Below are 20013 nucleotides of genomic sequence, written 5' to 3'. Positions count from 1 at the left end.
TCATTGTTCGAGCATGCTTAGCGCCTGATCGGCAAGGTCCGCCAGCAAAAACGGCTTGTTCATCAATGCCGTTCCCGGCTGATCAAGCAGCTGCGCTTCAACAGGATGGTCAGCGTAGCCGGTGATGAACAGGATCTTCTGCGAAGGAAGCTGCATGCGCATGGCCTTGGCCACTTGCCGGCCACTGAAGCCGCCGGGTAAACCGATGTCGGTAATCACCAGGTCGAAGGGGCCATCAAGGCGAAAGCGCTCCAGCGCAGCATTGGCGTCACTCGCATCAGTGACCACAAAACCGCGTTCAGTCAGGTACTCGCGCATCACGGCACGCAAGTTCAGCTCGTCATCGACCAGTAACAGGCGCTCACCCTGGGCCATGCGCTGGGAACGTTGCACTGGCTTCGGCGCTTCGGGTGCCGGGTCGTGGCACCTTGGGAAAAGCATGGAAACCCTGGCCCCCTGATTCGGGCTCGACTCGATCCAGGCGTATCCCCCCGATTGACCGACAAAACCATACACCATCGATAGCCCAAGCCCGGAACCACGGCCGATGGGCTTGGTGGTGAAGAACGGCTCAAAAGCCCTGGCAATGTCGCGCGTCGAAAAGCCGTGGCCGTCGTCCTCCACATGCAAGGCAACGTAGTCGCCTGGCGGCAGCCCATTTTCATCAGGGAAGCTGGCCGTCAACCGCTCGTTGACGCTGCGTACAGTGACATTGCCACGTTCCAGGCAGGCCTCCCGGGCATTGGCGCAGAGGTTGACCAAGGCATTTTCAAGTTGGGTAACGTCAAGGCATACGGCCCACGGCGCGACATCCAGTTGCCAGTGCAAGCGCATCTCTGCGCCCAGCGTCTTCAATAGCAACGGCTCGCTTAGCCGCAACTGCCGGTTGAAGTCCAGGGGCTTGGGTGCAAGCGGTTGATGCCGAGAGAATGCCAGCAGGCGATGGGTCAGTTCCATGGCGCGTAAGACCGATTCGCGAGCGACCTCCAAATAGGCGTCAACACGCTCCAGGCGGCCATCCTGAAGGCGCCGCTGCAGCAGTTCCAGGCTGCCACCGATGCCAGACAGCAGGTTGTTCATCTCATGGCCCATGCCGCCGGCCAACTGGCCAACCACCTCCATGCGTTCGCTATTGCGCATCAGCGCTTCAGACTTACGCGCGGCCTCTTCGCGGTCTTCGGTGATATCCCGACCGACTGCCGTCAACAGGCTGCCATTGAACCGGGCACTCCAGCGGAACCAGTGATAATGGCCATCGCAGTGACGCAAGCGCGTCTCCAGTTGCTCGGTATTGCGGTATTGCAGGAACCCGGAGACTGCCACTTGTACCTCGGCGCGATCCGCCGGATGCACCAGCTCCAGCACCGGCACATCGTGAACCTGCTCCTCGGACCAGCCCAGAATGCGGTACCAGGCGGGGTTAACGGCATGCAGCTTGAGTTCAGGGGTAACCGTCATCATTGCATCCGGGGACAGTTGCCAGATCTGCTCGCGCTCGGCCACATGGCGCGCTATCTGTCGTTCATAGCCCTGCACCTGCTCACGCCAATGATGGTACGCCTCCACACTGGCCGTGGTCTCGATCACCTTGTGCAGAAACCCCGCCACGTTTCCAAATTCATCGCGCAGGGGTGCATAACCGAACGCGCACCACAGCGGCTCGTTGCCTTCGACGCAGACGAGCAGGGGCTGGTCCTCGACAAAGTTCGAACGCCCTTCAAGCGCCTTGAATACCCAGGGCCCCATTGCCTCCCAGAGGTCACTCCAGAGCGCATCGAACGCATTGCCCAGCGCATCCGGCCTGGCGGCCCGCAGCGCCCGGTAGCCATCATTGTGCACCACGCAGAGGTCTGCCCCCCAGACCACTGCGCAAGGAAACGGTGACGAGTGCATCATGTCGACGGCAATGCGCAACGAGGCCGACCAACGTGGCAACGGCCCAAGTGATGTGTGCCCCCAGTCGAACTGCGCAATTCGTTGGCTCATCAGATCGAGCGGTGCCGATACGGGCGTTTTCAAGGTGAGCTCCCGCGCAGGCTTGCGCGGCGTACCGTGTGCGGGCAATAGCGTTACTCCACCAATGCGTAGATTACCTCGGTTCCGAGGCTGCCCCGGAGGGGTTCGTTCACGTTAGCACAGCACAAGCTGCGCACGATGGCGGACTTGCGCCTGGCAGCTATGCTGATTAGGTTTTCCCCTGGGCCAGGGAGCAACGGCCCATTCAGGTTGCCGACAGGAGCATGGTCATGAGCAAGAAAATGCTGGTAGTGCTGACCAATACAGCCAAGTATCCGACCTTGAATCGGGCGACCGGGCTGTGGCTGGGTGAAGCGGTGCACTTTGTCGAAAAAGTCGAAAAGGCCGGCTACACGGTCGATTATGTAAGCCCTGAGGGTGGCTACGTCCCTGTCGACCCACACAGCCTGCAGATGGCCCCCGACCTGGACTGGCAATGGTATGACGACAAGCGTTTCATGACGCGGCTGGGCACAAGCTTGAGCCCTGGCCAGGTAAAAGCCGACGAATACAGCGTCATCTACTACACCGGCGGCCACGGTGTGATGTACGACTTCGCCGATAACCAGCCGCTGCAAGAGGTGGCACGCAGGATCTACGAGAAAGGGGGTATCGTTGCCGCGGTCTGCCACGGCGTAGTCGGCCTGCTCAATATCAAGCTCAGCGACAACAGCCTGCTGCTTAAAGACCGCAAGGTGACCGGGTTTTCTAATATTGAGGAAAAACTGGTCGAACTGGACAACATAGTGCCGTTCCTGACAGAAAACGAGCTAGGTGGCCGTGGTGGGGTATACAGCAAACATGAGGACCCGTGGAAACCCTACGTGATCGGGGATGGTCAGCTGATCACCGGGCAGAACCCTGCCTCCACTGCACTGCTCGCGGACAAAGTACTGGCAAAACTCGACGGTAGATAAAGCCTTACACCAGCCTTTTGGTTTTCCTGCCCCGCAAACTGCACGCGGACTACAGCCGGCCGATCAAATGAACGCTTAGGCTCATGGCTCAGCTGTACACCTCGAACAGCTAGGCCGGAGAGCGATTGCGCTATGTTGAAAATCATGCACGCCGGGCGTCGCCTGCGGGAGCTGCTGCTACTTGCTACGGTGGCCCTGGTGCCTGTGGTTTCAGGTTTGCTGGTGATGATTGTCCAGTTGGAAATGAAGCTTGCGGAAAACGCGACCATCTCAGTCAAGGAGGCGGTATTCAGCGTTGACCAGGCACTGAACCGCATGCATGAAGCTGCCCAGCGTACCCTGCCGCTTGCAGGCCAAGCTTGCGACAGCGTCAAAAAAATGCTGCAGGAACAGGTCATGAGCCGCTCCATGCTCAGGTCGCTTACCCTGGTCGAAAGTAACAAGGCCTATTGCAGCAGTACTTCAGATTCCCTGGAAGACCTATCGTCCTTTGCCTTGTCCGGCAAACAGGTCGAACTGTCCTACGGGCAACCCGACAAACGCCGCAAGCTGGTTGTCAACTATCACTTGCAGGGCATGAACGGTAGCGTGATCGTGACCGCCTATGCCACCCAGCTACGCAGCGAACTGGATGGTTTTCAGGATGGGCTGACACTGCTGCTGGAGTTCGACGACCGCTACATCTGGAGCCAAGGCGACAGCCGTGACGCACAGCGCCCCTCGCAGTCCGAGTTCTTTGCAAGCGCGGTGTCTTCCAGGTATGGATACAGGGTAAAAGGCGGTTACGCCGAGGGCTTCACCGCACAGGAAATCCACCAGTCGATGATGCAGATCGTTCCATCATTGACACTGGTAGGGATCGCGACCGCCTCGATTGTCTACCTGGGTTTGTTCAGGGCACGCGCCCGCAGGCGTGGGGCGGCCACCGAGCATGCATGATGGCGGCGCCCCTCCAGCAGGTTCAGTCGGTGCTCAGCACGCCACGGCGTACCTGGTCGCGCTCGATGGATTCGAACAATGCCTTGAAGTTGCCTTCGCCAAAGCCATCATCCCCTTTGCGCTGGATGAACTCGAAGAACACCGGGCCGAGCAGGGTTTCCGAGAAAATCTGCAACAATAGGCGCTTGTCTTCAGGTTGAGAGGCACCATCGAGGAGGATACCGCGAGCTTGCAACTGGTCGACCGGCTCACCATGGCCAGGCAACCGCTCTTCGAGCATTTCGTAGTAAGTTTGCGGCGGCGCCGTCATGAAGCGCATGCCGAAGCCTTTCAGGGCGTCCCAGGTCTTGAGCAGATCGTCGGTCAGGAAGGCCACGTGCTGGATACCTTCGCCGTTGAACTGCATCAGGAACTCTTCGATCTGCCCGGCGCCCTTGGACGATTCTTCGTTGAGCGGGATACGGATCATGCCATCGGGAGCCGTCATGGCCTTGGACGTCAGGCCGGTATATTCACCCTTGATATCGAAGTAGCGGATCTCGCGGAAATTGAACAGCTTCTCGTAGAAGCCAGCCCAGTAGGCCATGCGCCCGCGGTACACGTTGTGGGTGAGGTGGTCGATGATCTTCAGGCCGGCACCCACCGGGTTGCGGTCCACACCTTCGATGAAGTTGAAGTCGATGTCGTAGATCGAGCTGCCTTCGTCGAAGCGGTCGATCAGGTACAGCGGCGCACCACCGATGCCTTTGATCGCCGGCAAGCGCAGTTCCATCGGGCCGGTTTCGATTTCCACCGGCTGGGCGCCCAGTTCCAGAGCTCGGGCATAGGCCTCATGGGCATTGCGCACGCGGAACGCCATGCCGCACACCGACGGGCCGTGTTCGGCGGCAAAGTACGAGGCGATGCTCTTGGGTTCGTTGTTCAGGATCAGGTTGATGCCACCTTGGCGGTACAGGTGCACATCCTTGGAACGGTGGCTAGCCACCTTGGTGAAGCCCAGTATCTGGAACACCGGTTCGAGTACGCCAGGGGTAGGCGAAGCCAGTTCGATGAATTCGAAACCCATCAGGCCCATTGGATTTTCAAAGATATCAGCCATGTTCGTGTCCTCATCTGCAGCGAAAAATTATAGATTGCGCGGGATGTAGAACAGAAATGGCGGGGAGCAAGGGATACCACGCACGCTGCGGGCGAGGTAGTCACCTATGATCAGCTTGAACCCATGGTATGTCATATGGACCCATTCTCGGCGGGCTTGATCCTTCGGAATTGAAGGACCTTATTGTTGTATTCGTAAATGGATTCTACATTGCGTAAAATCGTTTGTCGCGTTTTAGTTGCCCCCCCGTTCCGACAAGCGGCTATTCTCTCGTTACCCTCAACACAGATTATTCCAGCATGCCCCTTACCGCTAAACGCCGCGCCCGCCTGGGCTGGCGCAACCTGCTGCCCTGGGTCGTCGGCGTGCTGCCGGTATTGTGCGGCCTTGCCGTGATGAACTGGCAGGTCGAGCGCGAGATGCAGACCAACAGCCAGGCCACCACACGCCAAGCGGTGGAGCATCTCGAACGCATCCTCGACAACCTGTCCGGCGCTGCCAATGCGCTCCTGCCCCTGACTACCCTCCCTTGCGACCAGGCCAAGCTTATGCTGCGTGCCCAGGTAACTCGCAATGCCTTCGTACGCTCGACCAACCTGTTCAGGCACAACAACCTTTATTGCACCTCGCTGTTCGGCGAATTCGACGAGCCGGTCAACGCTAGCGACTACACAGACGGCAAACTGTGGCTGATGGACGGCAACTCGGTCACCCCGGGGCATCCGCTATTGGTGTACCGCGCCAGCGACGGCGACCACGGCGCAATCACCACGGTCGATGGCGACCACCTGCTGACAGCACTGCGCCTGATCGGCCCCGATGAAGACCTGCAAATACGCGTGGGCGATGCCTGGATGGGCAAGGATGGCGTGGTACACAAAGGCGTGCCCCCTGCGGCCGCCAGCGCCAATGTGCTGTTGGGCTCGACGCGTTACCCGTTCAGCGTGCAAGGCGGCTACAGCGCCGACAAGCAAGGACAGCTGCTGCGCAGCCACTACCCTGCCCTGCTCAGCCTGCTGCTGGTGCTGGGTGCCGTGGCCGCACTGGCTTGCCGCTGGCAGATTCGCCGCGCCACCTCACCCCGCGCCGAACTGGATCGGGCCCTGCAGGCAGACGAATTCCTGCCGTACTTCCAGCCGGTGGTGCGCAAGGGCGATTACCGCTGGGCCGGTGCCGAAGTGCTGATGCGCTGGAACCACCCACGAGAAGGCCTGGTCCGCCCTGACCTGTTCATTCCCTATGCCGAGCATAGCGGGCAGATAGTCGCGATGACCCGATCGCTGATGATGCACACTGCCCAGAGCCTCGCGCCCTATGCCGGGCTGCTGGGGGACGGTTTCCACATCGGGGTCAACATTACCGCCGACCACTGCCGTGACTTGCGCCTGCTGGACGACTGCCGCACCTTCCTGCAGCACTTTCCGCCCGGCCGGGTGGTGCTGACCCTGGAGCTGACCGAGCGCAAGCTGATCGAACCCACCCCCGTGACCCTGGAACTGTTCGAGAAGCTGCATGCCATGGGGGTGATGATTGCACTTGATGATTTTGGCACCGGGCAGTCAAGCCTCAATTACCTGCGCCAGTTCAAGGTCGACTACCTGAAAATCGACCAAAGCTTCGTCGCCATGATCGGCGGCGACGCGCTGTCGCTGCACATTCTCGAAACCATCATCGAGCTGTCAGCCAAACTTGGCCTTGGCATCGTTGCCGAAGGTGTCGAAACCGACACCCAGCGCGACTACCTGGCCCGCCATGACGTGGACTTCCAGCAAGGCTACCTGTTCGCCAGGCCCATGCCGGCGGCGCAGTTCCTTGAGGCACTGACCGCACATCCGGGCGCGTCACGGTTGCCGCAAGACGCGCCCCCTGAGATCATGCGCGGCTGATCCAGCCGCTCAACTCCCCTATTCGAGGCACTCGTGTCAAAAGGCATTGTTTCATCGGTCATGGCGTCCTGTTTGTTCGCTGTGATGTACTTCTATACCTCGCTGCTCACGCCACTCGATGGCGAAGAGATCTTTGGCTGGCGCACCCTGCTGACACTGCCCTGCCTCACCTTGTTCATGCTTGTCTCGAAAGACTGGAAACGGGTAGGCGAGCTGCTGGCCCGGGTAAAACGTACGCCAGTGCTGTTGCTGGGCATGGTCGGTACGTCGTGGTTAATGGGCGTGCAGTTGTGGCTCTTCCTCTGGGCCCCCCTGCACGGGCGCAGCCTGGAAGTGTCGATGGGCTACTTTCTGCTGCCGCTGGCCATGGTCCTGACCGGGCGGCTGGTGTATGGCGAGCGCCTGTCGCGGCTGCAAAAGGTCGCCGTGGCCTGCGCCGCGCTGGGCGTAGGCCACGAGCTCTACCAAAATGGCAGTTTTGCCTGGGAGACCCTGCTGGTGACGATCGGCTACCCGATCTATTTCGTACTGCGCCGGCGTTGCCGCACTGACCACCTGGGTGGCCTGTGGTGCGACATGTGCCTGCTGCTGCCATGGGCGCTCTACTTCGTGATCCAGGGCCCGCTGTCGTCTGGCGACCTGCAGGCCCACCCAGGCCTTTATGCCTTGATCCCCGTCCTTGGGGCGATCAGCGCCTCAGCCCTGATCGCCTACGTGCTGGCCAGCCGCTTGCTGCCATTCAGCCTGTTCGGCCTGCTCAGCTACGTCGAGCCGGTGTTACTGGTGGGGGTCGCGCTGCTGCTGGGTGAAACCATCGGCCCGGATCAGTGGCTGACTTACCTGCCGATCTGGGCCGCGGTGCTGGTACTGGTGCTCGAAGGCTTCAAGCACCTGCTGCGCCAGCGTCGCCGCTCGGTATAAGCCGAACCTGGCGCACCCGCCGCTCTTCAACCGCTTCCACGGTGAGCGTCCAGCCATTCCACGCCAGGCGGTCACCCACCATCGGCAGGCGATCGAGCAGGCTCATGACCAGGCCCGCGAGGGTCTGGTAATCGTCGGTGGCACGTGCGCTGAAGCCGGTACGTGCCTGTACCTGGCTCAGGTTCAGTGCACCGCTCACCACAAAGCCTTCACCCTCCTGGACAATGCCAGGGCCTTCAACTTCGCTGGCATCTGGCAGCTCACCGGCAATCGATTCAAGAATGTCGGTCATGGTCAACAGGCCGGTGAAGTCACCGAACTCGTTGATCACGAAGGCGATGTGGGTCGACTGACCACGCATCTGCTCCAGGGCGTTGAGGATGCTGAAGCTCTCCAGCAGGTTCAACGGCGCCCGTGCCATGCCTTCCAGGTCCGGCTGGCTGCCCGACAACAACTCCTTGAGCAGCTCCTTTTTGTGCACGAAGCCCAGCGGTTCGTCGACACGGCCATCACGAATCAACGGCAGGCGCGAGTATGGCGAATTGGCCAAGGCCTGCGTGATGGCTTCGGCCGGCTGCGCCAGGTCGATCACATCGACTTCGGCACGTGCAGTCATCACCGTTCGGATAGGCCGCTCGGCCAGGTTAAGTACGCCACTGATCATTATCCGTTCACGGCGGTCGAACAGCACCTGTTCCTCGCCACCCTCAACCATGTCGGCGATTTCCTCGCCCACCTCGTCAGCCTCGACCCGGCGGCCGCCCAGCATGCGCAGCACGGCATGTGCGGTGCGTTCACGCAGCGGCCTGTGCTGCTGCAAGCTGCGCTTGCGACGGGCACGCGCCAACTGGTTGAACAGCTCGATCAGGATCGAGAAGCCGATCGCTGCGTACAGGTAGCCTTTCGGGATATGGAAGCCCAGGCCCTCGGCGGTAAGGCTGAAACCAATCATCATCAGGAAGCCCAGGCACAGCATGATCACCGTGGGGTGGGCGTTGACGAAGCGGGTCAGCGGCTTGCTGGCAACGATCATGATACCGATCGAGAAAATCACCGCGATCATCATCACCGACAGCTCTTCGACCATGCCCACCGCCGTGATCACCGCATCCAGCGAGAACACAGCATCCAGTACCACGATCTGAGCGACGATAGGCCAGAATGCGGCATGGCGCAGCGTGCCACTTGCCTGGGTGACATGGCCCTCCAGGCGCTCGTGCAGCTCCATGGTGGCCTTGAACAGCAGGAACACACCGCCGAACAGCATGATCAGGTCACGGCCCGAGAAGCTCTTGTCGAACACCTCGAACAGCGGCGCAGTCAGGGTGACCATCCACGAAATACTGGCCAGCAGGCCAAGGCGCATGATCAACGCCAGGCTCAGGCCGATCACCCGCGCGCGGTCTCGCTGATGGGGCGGCAGCTTGTCGGCCAGAATGGCGATAAACACCAGGTTGTCGATACCCAGCACCAGCTCGAGGACGATAAGCGTCAACAGGCCTAGCCAGGCCGTGGGGTCGGCTAGCCATTCCATTAGCGGGTACTCACGAGCGAAGCGTCACGAGGACGGAGGGGGGACGGCCTGAAAGGCCAGAAACTGGGGGGCTCCGCGAAGGTGCTCATATAGACCTTGATAGCAAATTGGGACAAGAATCGTACAAGCACAGCAGGTTTATCTGATAGCGCAAAACTATTACAAAACCTTAAAGGAATTTGAGTCTGTATTTTTGTAGGTACTTTTCTTCAATACCGTCGACCGCCAGCAGCTGAAAATCATGGCTCCTTCCCACCACCGGATCTTTCTCATGAGCCTGTCCATGTCCATGGCCGCCTTCGCACTCGCGGCGTCAATTTCCCCCGGCCCGGTCAACATCATTGCCCTGAGCAGCGGCGCCAACCATGGCCTACGCGCCAGCCTGGCACATGTGGCTGGCGCCACGCTGGGTTTCTGCCTGTTGCTGGTGCTGGTCGGGCTGGGCTTGCACCAGCTGCTGGTGCGTTGGCCGCTGATGGGCCAGCTGCTGCACTGGGGCGGGGTAACGTTTCTGCTGTACATGGCGTGGAAACTTGCGCGCGATGATGGCCAGCTGACCGGCATGCACTCGACACCCGCCCCCTCGGCCTGGCAAGGCGCGGCGATGCAATGGCTGAACCCCAAGGCCTGGCTGGCAGCAGTGGCCGGGGTCGGCGCTTATACCGGTGGTGAGCAGCACTTGCTGTGGTTGTTCACCTGGATCTACGGGCCAATCTGTTTCATTTCGGTGGCCAGTTGGGCATGGGCTGGCAGCGTGGTTCGCCAGTACCTGGGCAACCCACGGCACCTGCGCCTGCTCAATCGAGGGTTGGCGGTGTTGCTGGTGGGCAGTGCTGTCTACCTGGTTATCTGACGCCAGCCGCATTCCGATATTGACCCGGCGTCGCCGCCAGATGCTTTTTGAAAGCCCGCTGCAAGTGCGCTTGGTCTGCAAACCCGGCCTCCTGCGCAACCTCGGCAATCGCCCGCCCCTGACGCAACTGCGCCCTGGCCAGCTGAACACGCTGGTCGAGCAGGTAGCCATGCGGTGTCAGCCCATAATGTTGGCGGAAGGCTCGAATCAGATAGGCGCGCGACAGGCCGCACGCTGTGCAGATATCTTCAAGGCTCAGTGGATCGCTGCGATGAGCACGTATGAACGCTGCTGCCGCGCTCAGCCGCGGGTTGCCTTCGGCCCTCGCCTGGGCGTTGGCGCCGAGAAAGTCCGGCAATGTGCCAAACAGTTCTGCCAAGCGGCCTTCCCGATCAGGCACGCCCGCATCGAACAGGTCAGCGAACCCCTGCAACAACCGCTGGTACAACGCAGGCGAGCTGCTCCAGGTCTGCGTAGGCAATTTAAAGCCTTGCGCCTGTAGCCAGGACATATCGACGAACAGCATCAGGTAAGACCAGGGCTCAGCGTCGATGGGGTTGCAGGCATGCACAACACCCGGGTTCATCAGCACGGTGGTACCGGCCCCTACCTGGATGCGCAGGTCGCCGTTGAGGTAGGTACTGCGCCCACCCGTGATCACGCCGATTGAAAAGCTCTCATGGGAGTGCGCGGCGTAGCACACCTGGCGCCCGTCCCCTACCCGCCGGGCTTCGACAAAGGGCAATGCATGATCACGCCAGAACCGCGAAACCTCGATCATCCCCTTGCCCACTTGATGCTGACATTCACCGATACTACACGTTTACCGTGGAAGCAGGTCCAGCGTGCGCTCCACCTCTTCGATATCGATCCGGAAACCATCGCCATCCGGAATCCCGACCACAAAAGCGAAATGCTGATGGTCGCGATCGGTCAGGTATTTGTAGTAGCTCACAAACCGGTCAGGCGGCTGCAAGGTGAGCAGGCTACCACCGGGCTGCAGCACATTTACCCCATGCACCAATTGGCTGCCCTCCACGCCAATGACCACTTTTGCCCCGGCGCAGGCTGCAACAATACTCGGCACATCGGACTTGAGCGGGTTCACAACACGGAAACCGCGGGTGACACGCAGGTGCTCGGCGAGCTCCAGCTCATTGCGCAACAAGCGCAGGTCGCCGTCGCCGCCACGCAGCAGGAACACGCCAGGATGTGGGGCATGCGGCACGTGCGACAGCAATTTATCCCCCATGGCCCGGTAGCGGGCATGCCGGCTGCGGTTGTTGCCCTGATCATCGAACAGCACCAGCTCACGGAAAAACGCACTGCGCAGGCGCAGTGGCTTCATGCCCAGCCAGTCTTCATAGGCCGGGGCCTGGGTAAACAGCGGGTATCTGGCCGAGGGTGCGGTGGTCACCGGTATGCCCTCATTGCAGGCCAGCGCATAGGTTGGGCAATCTTCCATCAGCCAGGTGCCGAACCACGAATTGCCGTTTTGCGTGCAGTAGATGGCCCCGCGGTCTATTTCGTTGTCAACGATGATGGTCGGGAAGGTACTTGGCTTGAGCGACAGCCAGTGGCTGGCCTTGCCTTTGTACAACGCACCATCGACCAGCCACACATCCTTGATCAGGTAGCCGCGGGTTGGCCCTTGCAATGTGCTGATGCCACCCTCCATGGTGCGAGCGGGGTGCACGTAGGGGTAAAAACGCTTGCCCTCCCAGCCCGTTACCCGTTCCAGCTGGCCAGGCAGGAAAATGGCCGCCGGGGACACAGTGGTTTCGCCTGGAGCAATGTCCCAACTCCTGGTGGCGATGCTCTTGAGGTCGATGGCGGTATTCTTGCCCAGCCGCTTGCGCGCCATGTAACGATAGGCGGCCAAGGTCCAGGTGTGCTGCTTGGCCGCGGACGATGCACTGAACTGCGAGATGTCGCTCCCCATGAAGCGTCCTCCCCTGATGACGAAGTTTAAACCCTGGCGTAGAGCGCCAGATCAATGCATCCCTGGCAGTCACTCAGTTGCACGTGACTCTTTCCATGGTGGGCGGTGACTGCACGCTGGCATAACGGCTGCGCAGGGTTTCCACGAAGGGCTCACCCGCACCATTGCCACCGTAGAGATAAATCTTGTGCAGCCCCCCAAACACCATCTCGTGGTACCGGCTGGCAACCTCCTCATCGCTCGGGCCATCCGGCAACCCCAAGTGCAGCGTGAGTTTGTCGCCCTCCACTGCGAACATCGGCGTATCCCACAAGAACTTGGCTGTGCCGGTCTTTGGCAAGCGGACAAACAGATAGGCATGGTTGCCCAACGAGTCGATGTCTCCCCCGCGACGGCGCTTCCATTTCAGCAGGCCGTCGTCCGGGCGCGCGAGGCACAGCCCGATGTCGTAGTAATCGAAGCCCTGCTGCAGTGCCCACTCAAGCGCCATGAAGGTGGTGATCGAATTCACCTCACGCAACCTCTTGGCATCACTGAACACTGCCTCGCAGTAGCCGAAACGCAACGTGCTCCAGTACCGCTTGCCCCCGCGTACCACTTCACAACCCAAGTGGCAGCCAATCACTTCATCACCCAAGGTAATCAGGTCGAGCCGGCCGACGCTTTTGGCAATGCGGAACACTTCTTCCGTGGGGAACTGCGCAGCATGGATACCTTGCCTGGCGGTGGCATAGGGGCGCAGCAGCTCGCGGTCTGCCATGGCGATCTCGTCGTCCGACAGGGCTTGTCGCATCTGGTAGAGCGGGCGGTTCTTGCGGATGCTGCGCCGCAGTTCGCTGTCGTAGCGCGCCGTGATGTCCTCCAGCGAGCGGCCCAACGGTACTACAGCGCTCAGGTAATGCGGCACTGACAGCGCCCCAGACGAGGGTATTTCGCTGATGACCACTACATGGTTTGCAGCCGCCGTGGCACTTGCACTTTCTACGATCGAAGCACTGCCCTGGCCCTTGCCGCCGATCAGCAGCTTGGCCATTTCCCGCTGTTGCTTGCGGCCGATGTAAAGAATTTCGTAGGGGCTCTCCTGCTGTAGCCGAAACCTCGCTACTTCCCAGCGCCAGAAACAGGCGCGCGCCGCCATTTCTCGCACTTTGCTTGCCAACAGCCTCATTTCGTAGCGCTGGGAGGGTGACAGGAGCTTTCGCGCCACAGCCGTCAAGGTCTCTTTCATTTTTTCTTCGACGTCCTTTGAAGGGCTTTATGGTCTATCTGAAAAAGAGAAAAAATCAGCAAAAACACTTAACGCTTTGATTTTTATAGTTTGCCCTGAAACTTGCTTATCACATTCAGTAACAATTTAAGATGCCTGCAAACGCTTTGGCAAGCGGCTTCTAGCTGACTTTAGATCAAGTTTGATGGCGTCAAATTTCCTGCGTGAAAACCCACGCCAATTGCAAGTTTGCTATAAGTGTGCCGACGCACACGGCCTTTCATTACCACTTGGCTATTGATAATTAGCATTTGATATCTTCTTTGCATAAAAGAAACGTCGACATGCCTGAACGCTTTTGCGGTGCCTGCCGGGCCATTTGGCAAGCACCCACGGCCCGATTGAGCCAGACTGGTGTTTTGCTGGCAGCCGGTGCATGCTCCATGCTGAAGCGATTCACCCTGCTTTGAACCAGCCCCGCAATGTGAGGTGCAGTACCTATGGACCGTCTGCTCGATTCACTCTTCCCCAGCGCCGAGAACATTCCGGAAACCTGGCGCCTGGGAGCCCCAATGGAACAACGCGACTACCTGGTGAACGGCGAACTCAGGCAGTGGGACGGCCCCTTGGCCACGGTGCGCAGCCCGGTATGGCTGAAGGAGGGCGCAGAGGAACGCCAGGTGGTACTGGGTAGCGCCCCGCTGCTCGACGCGGACACCGCCCTTACGGCCCTCGACGCCGCCGTGCAGGCCTACGACAAGGGCCGCGGTGCCTGGCCGAACATGCGTGTGGCCGAACGCATCCAGCATGTCGAAAACTTCCTGGCCCGTATGCGCGAGCAGCGCCAGGCCGTGGTCAAGCTGCTGATGTGGGAGATTGGCAAGAACCTCAAGGATTCAGAAAAAGAATTCGACCGCACCTGCGACTACATCGTCGACACCATCAATGCCCTCAAGGACCTCGACCGCCGCTCCAGCCGCTTCGAGCTGGAACAAGGCACCCTCGGCCAGATCCGCCGCGCGCCGCTGGGTGTGGCGTTGTGCATGGGGCCCTACAATTACCCGCTGAACGAAACCTTCACCACCCTGATCCCGGCGCTGATCATGGGCAACACCGTGGTGTTCAAGCCGGCCAAGTTCGGTGTGCTACTGATCCGCCCGTTGCTCGAAGCCTTCCGCGACAGTTTCCCGCCGGGGGTGATCAACGTGATCTATGGCCGCGGCCGGGAAACGGTGAGCGCGCTGATGGCCAGCGGCAAGGTCGATGTATTCGCCTTCATTGGTACACACAAGGCAGCCAGCGACCTGAAAAAGCTGCACCCACGCCCGCATCGCCTGCGCGCCGCGCTGGGCCTGGATGCCAAGAACCCAGGCATCGTGTTGCCACAGGTCGACCTCGACAACGCTGTCGAAGAGGCGGTTACCGGCGCGCTGTCGTTCAACGGCCAGCGCTGCACAGCGCTGAAGATCCTGTTCGTCCACGAGCACGTGGTCGACGCCTTCCTCGACAAGTTCCAGCGCAAGCTGGCCGCGCTCAAGCCCGGCATGCCCTGGGAACCGGGCGTCGCGCTGACGCCATTGCCGGAGCCCGGCAAGGTCGACTACCTTGACGGCCTGGTCGCCGATGCCACGGCCAAGGGCGCACGCGTGCTCAACGAAGGTGGCGGGCAAAGCCGCGGCTCGTTCTTCTATCCGGCCTTGCTGTACCCGGTTAACAACGACATGCGCGTGTACCACGAAGAGCAATTCGGCCCCCTGGTACCCGTGGTGCCCTACCGCGACCTGCAAACCGTCATCGACTACGTGCTGGACTCCGATTACGGCCAGCAGTTGAGCCTGTTCGGCAACGATCCGGCGACCATCGGTAGCCTGGTCGACATCTTCGCCAACCAGGTCGGGCGCATCAACATCAACGCGCAGTGCCAGCGCGGCCCCGACACCTACCCGTTCAACGGCCGCAAGAACAGCGCCGAAGGCACTCTGTCTGTGCATGACGCCTTGCGCGTGTTCTCCATCCGCACCCTGGTCGCCACCCGCTTCCAGGAGGCCAACAAAGAACTGATCAGCGAAATCATCCGTAACCGCCAGTCGAGCTTCCTGACCACCGACTACATCTTCTGACGGCCGCGCTTATAGAAAATCGATCTAGCGGCATTGTCGATTGTCCATCGGCGCAAACGACTCTAAGCAACAGGGCGCCATCCGGCGCCCACTGCAACGGAGAGTCGAACATGGCAGTCAAACCCATCCCCGAAGGCCAGCACAGCATCACCCCCTATCTGGCCATCAACGACGCCGCCAAGGCCATCGAGTTCTACAAGAAGGCCTTCGGTGCGGTCGAAATGTTCCGCCTTGATGCTCCTGGTGGCCGTGTGGGCCATGCCGAACTCAAGATCGGTGATTCGTCGCTGATGCTGGGCGACCCCTGCGACATGGAAGGCGGCCTTACCGCCAGCCAGAAGCTCAGCGGCGCAGGCGTGGGCCTGCACCTGTATGTCGAGGACTGCGACAAGGTCTACGCCCAAGCCCTGGCGGCTGGCGGCACGCAGTTGCACCCCTTGACCGACCAGTTCTATGGCGACCGCAGTGGCACCCTGAAAGACCCGTTCGGCAATATCTGGTTCGTCTCGACCCACAAGGAGGACCTGAGCCCTGACGAAATTCGCGCCCGCGCAGCGAAGATGTTCGGCGGTAACCCAGCGGCAAGTTGAAAGCGGCGCCACTTTGCTTGAAGCTTGAGGCTCGTAGCCTGGAGCTGCTTCATGCGAATCATCGACAAAACCGCTGCGCAGGTGCGCAGCCTGACCCCCGCTGAAGAGGATCTGCTGGTCGGTTTTGCCACCGGCAGCCTCGTCGGCCCGCGCCTGCTGCAGGCGAACCAGCTACTGATGAAGGTTCGCAACGCCAACCAATGGCTGGCCTGCGACTGCCGCAACGACGCCCTGCCGGTGCTCAATGTCACCCTTAACGGCAATACCGGCACATTGTTCCTCAAGAACAACCCGGGCACTGCCGAGCATGCCCCTGGTTGCCCGTTTACCAAAGACGAGCGGGAAGCCGCCGAACGCGAAGACGATCCCGCACCACCTGCCGCCTGGCTGCCGCCCGACACGCCGCTGCGCCTGATGGGTGACTTTCGCGCCGGTACCGCCAGTGCCGCAAGCGATGGCAACGACCGGCGCGAGCAACAGCGCCTGCTGTCGCTGCTGCTCACCTGGATCGAGACCAGCGGCCTCAACCTTTACGCCACTCACCTGAAGAAGGACCTGACCACGCAGTTTGCCGAATTGCGCAGCGTGGCCAGTCGCTACCCGCTGCTGGAGCGGATACCTGCCAGCAACTACCTGGAAACCCGGCTGGACATGAAGCACATGATGATGCTCAAGTCCCGGCTGCGTGAATCCACACTGTTCGGCAACCATCGCCGCCACGGGCTGATGCTGGACTGCGTCGACCAGATCAAAGGGCGCAAGCTGTTCAACAATCGCAGTGAAGACGGCTTCGACTTCCAGGGGCACCACCTGTACTGGGGCGGTAGCCGTACCAGCGGGCCGTTGCTGGCACTGATGATCTACTCGCCGACCAGCGCCGGTAGCCATTTCTATGAGCTGATCCATGTGGCCAGCGTGCCGGTGCTATCGCGCGCGCATCTGTTCCCGGTGTACCGCGATGAAGAACGCGAGCCACTCAAGGCCCTGGTGTCGCTGATCGACTGGATGGCCAGCAAGGGCGTCAAGGTGCAAATGCGCCGGCCGGTGATCGGCGGCCAGGTGATGGATGAGCTGGTGATGACCTCGGACCAGGACCGGGTATTGTCAGTGTCGCTCCTCGAACAGCCGATTGGGCCCGAGCCGGACACCGAAAACTTCAAGCGCTACGCCGACTTCAAGAGCCTGGAAACCTTCCGCAAGTTTGTTGCCGGTTTCTTCATGCGCGAACGCTGAATTGCGGCCGGTACATGCCCCGGGCAGGCACAGTCATGTGTCGTGACAGGGACGCAAGGCGGCCCCAGGATCCCGGGCTATTGACTCAGTCCAGGCAGTCCTTGGCAGCCTGGCGCAATTTGTCGCCAGACAGGAAGCTGCCCTTGTAGAAGGTCGCGCGGCTGCCTTCACGAGAGTCAACCACGTCCAGTACATCGTCACTTGCCACCGCACTGGATGCCGTCAGCCGATACCCGTGGGCAATCGACTTCTGCGTGGCCTGGGGTGCCAGAACCTGCCACTTGGGCAGGACACAGGCGGCGTACACCTGCGGCGTTTTTTTGGTCAGCTTGCTGGCAGTGGGTTTGCCGGGCGTCGCGCAGCCAGCAAGGCTGGCAACCAACGCAGAAGCGATGAAGATACGAAAAGTAGGCATTTGCAATTGGCCGTCAGGGATACGCTGCATTCTAACGAGGGTTGTCCAAAGTTTCTAACCAACCATGGTCTTGCTGGTGAATTTTCGCGCCATTGACACAGCAACGACGCGCCAGTGACAACACCATCACATCGCGGGTTGTTTACTGGCGCCCGGTCACTGCAATTAATTGTTTGAATCCAGGGAACGAAGTCATTCTGCCCTGCTTCTCATCAACATCAGGCAACGGCAACACCGGCCGGCTTTGTTCAGGAGAACCCCATGCTCTGGTGGCTGGAAATACTCGCCCAATATGCAACCTCCACCGGCTTGGCCGTGCTCTGTATTTTCGTGTTCTGGGCCTATGGCTTGGCATTCGGCAGCGTCTACATGAGGCTCCTCTCTGGCCTGCTGGCTGCCATGCTGCTAACGATCGCCGCATGCCCGCACGGTGTGGACTTTGCCTTGGGCAAGCACCTGGCGCTTGGTGGTCCAGGTGCTCTGCTGCTGTTTATTGCAGATGCAGCAGGCGTGATCACAGCGGTGGTGGTGGCCTCGTTTTTCTTCAGCCCCGGGCGGTTGCAGGACGAAGCCTGAACGGGCTCACTGGTGGGCACCTGATATTTCTGCCAGTAGCATGGGTAGCCGAACGTTGAGAAAGTGAACTGCCAATGGGGCACCTCACCGCGACTCGGCCAGGAAATACACACCATGCAAAAGAACGCCAACATCACGCGCTTCTTCTACCAGAACGGCAAACTCGTCACCCTTAAAACCGGTGAACAGGGCCGTAGCATCTTTCGGTCCTCGGATGTGCCACTTGCCGAGCAACACTTAGACGGCACCCGCACCAGTGGATTGCTGGTGACCGACGACAAGGGTTCGGTGCTACAGGTGCAGGAAAGCAGCTGAGCCCCCCTCAAGCCGCACCGGCCCCACCATAAGGGTCGCACAAGCGCTCCAGCGTTCGGGCAAGGCTGCGCTTTCCACAAATCTGTTGCGTTTCACCCTGCCCTGAGGCGATGCTCATGGAACGGTTGAAGCAACAGACACGGAAGGCCTTTAGCACCATGGAAACGCTTCTCAGCATCAAGTCCGATCTGGTCAGAACAGCCGATCATCTGGAAAAGCTCAGTCAGGCCATGAGTGGCCACGCCAGGTTCATGGAGGCGCGTGCCAGTTCGCAGAGCGAGATTGATGTCACGGCGCACATCAGGTCCATCAATGTGGTAGCAGACGAGTTGCGCGCTGTCGCTGCAAAAATCGACGACATTGGAGGTGCTAGCTTCAGCTGAACCTGAGCTTCACCACTTTGCTCAGCGCCCAGCCACTGAAGACGTAGAACGCATCCAGGTAGAAACGCCCCGCGTAGTTGGGCAATGGCGCGTGATTCAACAGCACATCCGGGTCGGGCGTGGGTGGGAACAAGGCATAAAAGCCGTTGGGCAGCACCGCCAAGGCCAACAATAGCAGGTAAGTCGATGTTTGCAGCAGGGTGCTACGATTGCTGAACCTGGCGGCACCCTTCAGCCCGTAGTACGCAACCAGGCCGGCAACGGGCAACACCCAGAAATGCGTCGGGATCCCAATGAACATTTCGGCGACTGCGCTTCTTGCTTCCACCCAGTGTTCTCCATCCAAATGCGTGGATTATCGCGGGCACGGCAGGCAAATGCAAAACCAGCACTGCCCAGTTCAGGACTGCCACGTTCGAATAAGAACGGCGGCAGGGCCCACCAGCAAAAAGCCCGCTCTCGACGGCGGGCATTTTGTCTCTGGCGGTTAGATGATCATGCTTTTGAACACATCAACGCGGCATCCAGCAACCTCCCATGGTCGTACCAGGCATCACGTTGATAGGCTGTGAACTGATGCTGGCCTGCTGTGCTGCGCAACTCCACAAGGCCATCTGCCTTGCTGGGGTCGGTGCTTTCGATGAACAGTCTCACCGAGTTATCGCCATCAACCTCGTAGGTTTTCACATTCCCGGGCAGTTCACCCTTCACGCACCCCAGATACGCGGGTGGGCTCTTAGCGGTGCTGCCAGAGGTAGAGTCATGACTATCACGCACGTCGGGGTTTTGTGCGCACCCGGCCGTGAACAATGTGGCGAACGTGGAAACGAGTAATGCACCTGCTACCGATATTGAGCTCTTCACGCGACACGCCCCTGCTGCCCCCTCGAGAACTTAGGAAAGTGTTGCCAAGTAGCACGCCATTTTTTAGTTGTCGTGAGCCATATTACTGCTCAATGACAGCCATGCCATAGGTTCATTTGCTATATGGGTTCAGGCTGCATTGGCGGCGCAATAAATGTCCTCTTCTACAGCTTGTCCTGCGTCCGCCAGGTCTGCAAGTTTGG

Annotated in this window: 20 protein-coding genes; 11 read left to right on the top strand and 9 right to left on the bottom strand. The window is 60.1% G+C overall.

Annotation, left to right across the window (positions count from 1 at the left end; all coding sequences use genetic code 11):
* A complete protein-coding gene (locus tag OZ911_RS13505; protein ID WP_016486699.1) occupies positions 1 to 2064 on the bottom strand; it encodes an ATP-binding protein in 2064 nt (687 codons plus the stop codon).
* A 182-nt stretch (positions 2065 to 2246) separates the two neighbouring features.
* Between OZ911_RS13505 and OZ911_RS13500 the strand changes: the two genes are divergently transcribed.
* Positions 2247 to 2933 (top strand): type 1 glutamine amidotransferase domain-containing protein, encoded by a 687-nt coding sequence (locus OZ911_RS13500; protein WP_016486698.1) that lies wholly within the window; start codon positions 2247 to 2249, stop codon positions 2931 to 2933.
* Positions 2934 to 3065: 132 nt separating this feature from the next.
* The gene (locus tag OZ911_RS13495) at positions 3066 to 3872 is read left to right on the top strand and encodes a CSS-motif domain-containing protein (protein ID WP_023048160.1); all 807 of its coding nucleotides are present in this window, start codon (positions 3066 to 3068) and stop codon (positions 3870 to 3872) included.
* A 22-nt stretch (positions 3873 to 3894) separates the two neighbouring features.
* Here OZ911_RS13495 and hppD read toward each other — a convergent pair whose 3' ends face one another.
* On the bottom strand, positions 3895 to 4971 hold the full coding sequence (hppD, locus tag OZ911_RS13490; protein ID WP_016486696.1) for a 4-hydroxyphenylpyruvate dioxygenase: 1077 nt from the start codon (positions 4969 to 4971) through the stop codon (positions 3895 to 3897).
* A 299-nt stretch (positions 4972 to 5270) separates the two neighbouring features.
* Here hppD and OZ911_RS13485 point away from each other — a divergent pair, with 299 nt between their 5' ends.
* Positions 5271 to 6857, top strand: a complete 1587-nt coding sequence (locus OZ911_RS13485; RefSeq protein ID WP_016486695.1) for an EAL domain-containing protein — start codon at positions 5271 to 5273, stop codon at positions 6855 to 6857.
* 33 nt (positions 6858 to 6890) lie between these two features.
* Positions 6891 to 7778, top strand: a complete 888-nt coding sequence (gene rarD / locus OZ911_RS13480) for an EamA family transporter RarD (RefSeq protein ID WP_024717647.1) — start codon at positions 6891 to 6893, stop codon at positions 7776 to 7778.
* Here rarD and OZ911_RS13475 read toward each other — a convergent pair.
* A complete protein-coding gene (locus OZ911_RS13475; protein WP_023048161.1) occupies positions 7741 to 9312 on the bottom strand; it encodes a TerC family protein in 1572 nt (523 codons plus the stop codon). The genes rarD and OZ911_RS13475 overlap by 38 nt on opposite strands.
* 271 nt (positions 9313 to 9583) lie before the next feature.
* Here OZ911_RS13475 and OZ911_RS13470 point away from each other — a divergent pair, with 271 nt between their 5' ends.
* Positions 9584 to 10165 carry a LysE family translocator gene (locus OZ911_RS13470; RefSeq protein WP_016486692.1) on the top strand — a complete coding sequence of 194 codons (582 nt, stop codon included), beginning with the start codon at positions 9584 to 9586 and terminating at the stop codon, positions 10163 to 10165.
* On the opposite strand, the gene OZ911_RS13465 is transcribed toward OZ911_RS13470, so the two are convergent.
* The 3 genes from OZ911_RS13465 to OZ911_RS13455 form a co-directional block, all read right to left on the bottom strand.
* Entirely contained in the window at positions 10158 to 10946 is a 789-nt protein-coding gene (locus tag OZ911_RS13465; RefSeq protein ID WP_023048162.1) for an AraC family transcriptional regulator, read from the bottom strand. The two genes, OZ911_RS13470 and OZ911_RS13465, sit on opposite strands and share 8 nt — an antisense overlap.
* A gap of 42 nt (positions 10947 to 10988) precedes the next feature.
* Positions 10989 to 12107 carry a glycosyltransferase 61 family protein gene (locus OZ911_RS13460; RefSeq protein WP_023048163.1) on the bottom strand — a complete coding sequence of 373 codons (1119 nt, stop codon included), beginning with the start codon at positions 12105 to 12107 and terminating at the stop codon, positions 10989 to 10991.
* Between the two features lie 73 nt (positions 12108 to 12180).
* Positions 12181 to 13335 (bottom strand): GNAT family N-acetyltransferase, encoded by a 1155-nt coding sequence (locus OZ911_RS13455; RefSeq protein WP_023048164.1) that lies wholly within the window; start codon positions 13333 to 13335, stop codon positions 12181 to 12183.
* Between the two features lie 479 nt (positions 13336 to 13814).
* Between OZ911_RS13455 and OZ911_RS13450 the strand changes: the two genes are divergently transcribed.
* The 3 genes from OZ911_RS13450 to OZ911_RS13440 all read left to right on the top strand — a co-directional run bounded on the left by OZ911_RS13450 (position 13815) and on the right by OZ911_RS13440 (position 17257).
* Positions 13815 to 15434 carry an NADP-dependent glyceraldehyde-3-phosphate dehydrogenase gene (locus OZ911_RS13450; protein ID WP_023048165.1) on the top strand — a complete coding sequence of 540 codons (1620 nt, stop codon included), beginning with the start codon at positions 13815 to 13817 and terminating at the stop codon, positions 15432 to 15434.
* 110 nt (positions 15435 to 15544) lie between these two features.
* The gene (locus tag OZ911_RS13445) at positions 15545 to 16024 is read left to right on the top strand and encodes a VOC family protein (RefSeq protein ID WP_016486687.1); all 480 of its coding nucleotides are present in this window, start codon (positions 15545 to 15547) and stop codon (positions 16022 to 16024) included.
* A gap of 51 nt (positions 16025 to 16075) precedes the next feature.
* Entirely contained in the window at positions 16076 to 17257 is a 1182-nt protein-coding gene (locus OZ911_RS13440) for a DUF8534 domain-containing protein (RefSeq protein WP_095117154.1), read from the top strand.
* An 85-nt stretch (positions 17258 to 17342) separates the two neighbouring features.
* Here the strand turns inward: OZ911_RS13440 and OZ911_RS13435 are convergent, their stop codons facing one another.
* Complete coding sequence (locus OZ911_RS13435) at positions 17343 to 17702, bottom strand: hypothetical protein (RefSeq protein ID WP_016486685.1); 360 nt, start codon at positions 17700 to 17702, stop codon at positions 17343 to 17345.
* Positions 17703 to 17933: 231 nt separating this feature from the next.
* Here OZ911_RS13435 and OZ911_RS13430 point away from each other — a divergent pair, with 231 nt between their 5' ends.
* The 3 genes from OZ911_RS13430 (at position 17934) to OZ911_RS13420 (ending at position 18946) form a co-directional block, all read left to right on the top strand.
* On the top strand, positions 17934 to 18248 hold the full coding sequence (locus OZ911_RS13430) for a hypothetical protein (protein WP_016486684.1): 315 nt from the start codon (positions 17934 to 17936) through the stop codon (positions 18246 to 18248).
* 114 nt (positions 18249 to 18362) lie between these two features.
* Positions 18363 to 18563, top strand: coding sequence for a hypothetical protein (locus OZ911_RS13425; RefSeq protein ID WP_023048166.1), 201 nt, complete (start codon positions 18363 to 18365; stop codon positions 18561 to 18563).
* Between the two features lie 158 nt (positions 18564 to 18721).
* Positions 18722 to 18946, top strand: coding sequence for a hypothetical protein (locus tag OZ911_RS13420; RefSeq protein WP_031312021.1), 225 nt, complete (start codon positions 18722 to 18724; stop codon positions 18944 to 18946).
* Here OZ911_RS13420 and OZ911_RS13415 read toward each other — a convergent pair.
* Both OZ911_RS13415 and OZ911_RS13410 read right to left on the bottom strand, forming a co-directional pair.
* Positions 18939 to 19247, bottom strand: a complete 309-nt coding sequence (locus OZ911_RS13415; protein ID WP_016486681.1) for a hypothetical protein — start codon at positions 19245 to 19247, stop codon at positions 18939 to 18941. The genes OZ911_RS13420 and OZ911_RS13415 overlap by 8 nt on opposite strands.
* A 194-nt stretch (positions 19248 to 19441) precedes the next feature.
* Positions 19442 to 19810: a hypothetical protein gene (locus OZ911_RS13410; RefSeq protein WP_031312022.1), complete on the bottom strand. Its 369-nt coding sequence runs from the start codon at positions 19808 to 19810 to the stop codon at positions 19442 to 19444.
* Positions 19811 to 20013 lie beyond the last annotated feature (203 nt).

Origin of the sequence: Pseudomonas fortuita, assembly GCF_026898135.2 — a bacterium.
Taxonomy (GTDB): domain Bacteria; phylum Pseudomonadota; class Gammaproteobacteria; order Pseudomonadales; family Pseudomonadaceae; genus Aquipseudomonas; species Aquipseudomonas fortuita.
This window is presented reverse-complemented; position numbering and strand designations above follow the sequence as displayed.

Excerpts from the sequence above, each read along its gene's own strand:
- OZ911_RS13500 (WP_016486698.1), top strand. The coding sequence starts at position 2,247 with ATGAGCAAGAAAATGCTGGTAGTGCTGACCAATACAGCCAAGTATCCG.
- OZ911_RS13495 (WP_023048160.1), top strand. The coding sequence starts at position 3,066 with ATGTTGAAAATCATGCACGCCGGGCGTCGCCTGCGGGAGCTGCTGCTA.
- hppD (WP_016486696.1), bottom strand. The coding sequence starts at position 4,971 with ATGGCTGATATCTTTGAAAATCCAATGGGCCTGATGGGTTTCGAATTC.
- OZ911_RS13485 (WP_016486695.1), top strand. The coding sequence starts at position 5,271 with ATGCCCCTTACCGCTAAACGCCGCGCCCGCCTGGGCTGGCGCAACCTG.
- OZ911_RS13475 (WP_023048161.1), bottom strand. The coding sequence starts at position 9,312 with ATGGAATGGCTAGCCGACCCCACGGCCTGGCTAGGCCTGTTGACGCTT.
- OZ911_RS13470 (WP_016486692.1), top strand. The coding sequence starts at position 9,584 with ATGAGCCTGTCCATGTCCATGGCCGCCTTCGCACTCGCGGCGTCAATT.
- OZ911_RS13465 (WP_023048162.1), bottom strand. The coding sequence starts at position 10,946 with ATGATCGAGGTTTCGCGGTTCTGGCGTGATCATGCATTGCCCTTTGTC.
- OZ911_RS13460 (WP_023048163.1), bottom strand. The coding sequence starts at position 12,107 with ATGGGGAGCGACATCTCGCAGTTCAGTGCATCGTCCGCGGCCAAGCAG.
- OZ911_RS13455 (WP_023048164.1), bottom strand. The coding sequence starts at position 13,335 with ATGAAAGAGACCTTGACGGCTGTGGCGCGAAAGCTCCTGTCACCCTCC.
- OZ911_RS13450 (WP_023048165.1), top strand. The coding sequence starts at position 13,815 with ATGGACCGTCTGCTCGATTCACTCTTCCCCAGCGCCGAGAACATTCCG.
- OZ911_RS13445 (WP_016486687.1), top strand. The coding sequence starts at position 15,545 with ATGGCAGTCAAACCCATCCCCGAAGGCCAGCACAGCATCACCCCCTAT.
- OZ911_RS13440 (WP_095117154.1), top strand. The coding sequence starts at position 16,076 with ATGCGAATCATCGACAAAACCGCTGCGCAGGTGCGCAGCCTGACCCCC.
- OZ911_RS13435 (WP_016486685.1), bottom strand. The coding sequence starts at position 17,702 with ATGCAGCGTATCCCTGACGGCCAATTGCAAATGCCTACTTTTCGTATC.
- OZ911_RS13430 (WP_016486684.1), top strand. The coding sequence starts at position 17,934 with ATGCTCTGGTGGCTGGAAATACTCGCCCAATATGCAACCTCCACCGGC.
- OZ911_RS13425 (WP_023048166.1), top strand. The coding sequence starts at position 18,363 with ATGCAAAAGAACGCCAACATCACGCGCTTCTTCTACCAGAACGGCAAA.
- OZ911_RS13420 (WP_031312021.1), top strand. The coding sequence starts at position 18,722 with ATGGAAACGCTTCTCAGCATCAAGTCCGATCTGGTCAGAACAGCCGAT.
- OZ911_RS13415 (WP_016486681.1), bottom strand. The coding sequence starts at position 19,247 with ATGTTCATTGGGATCCCGACGCATTTCTGGGTGTTGCCCGTTGCCGGC.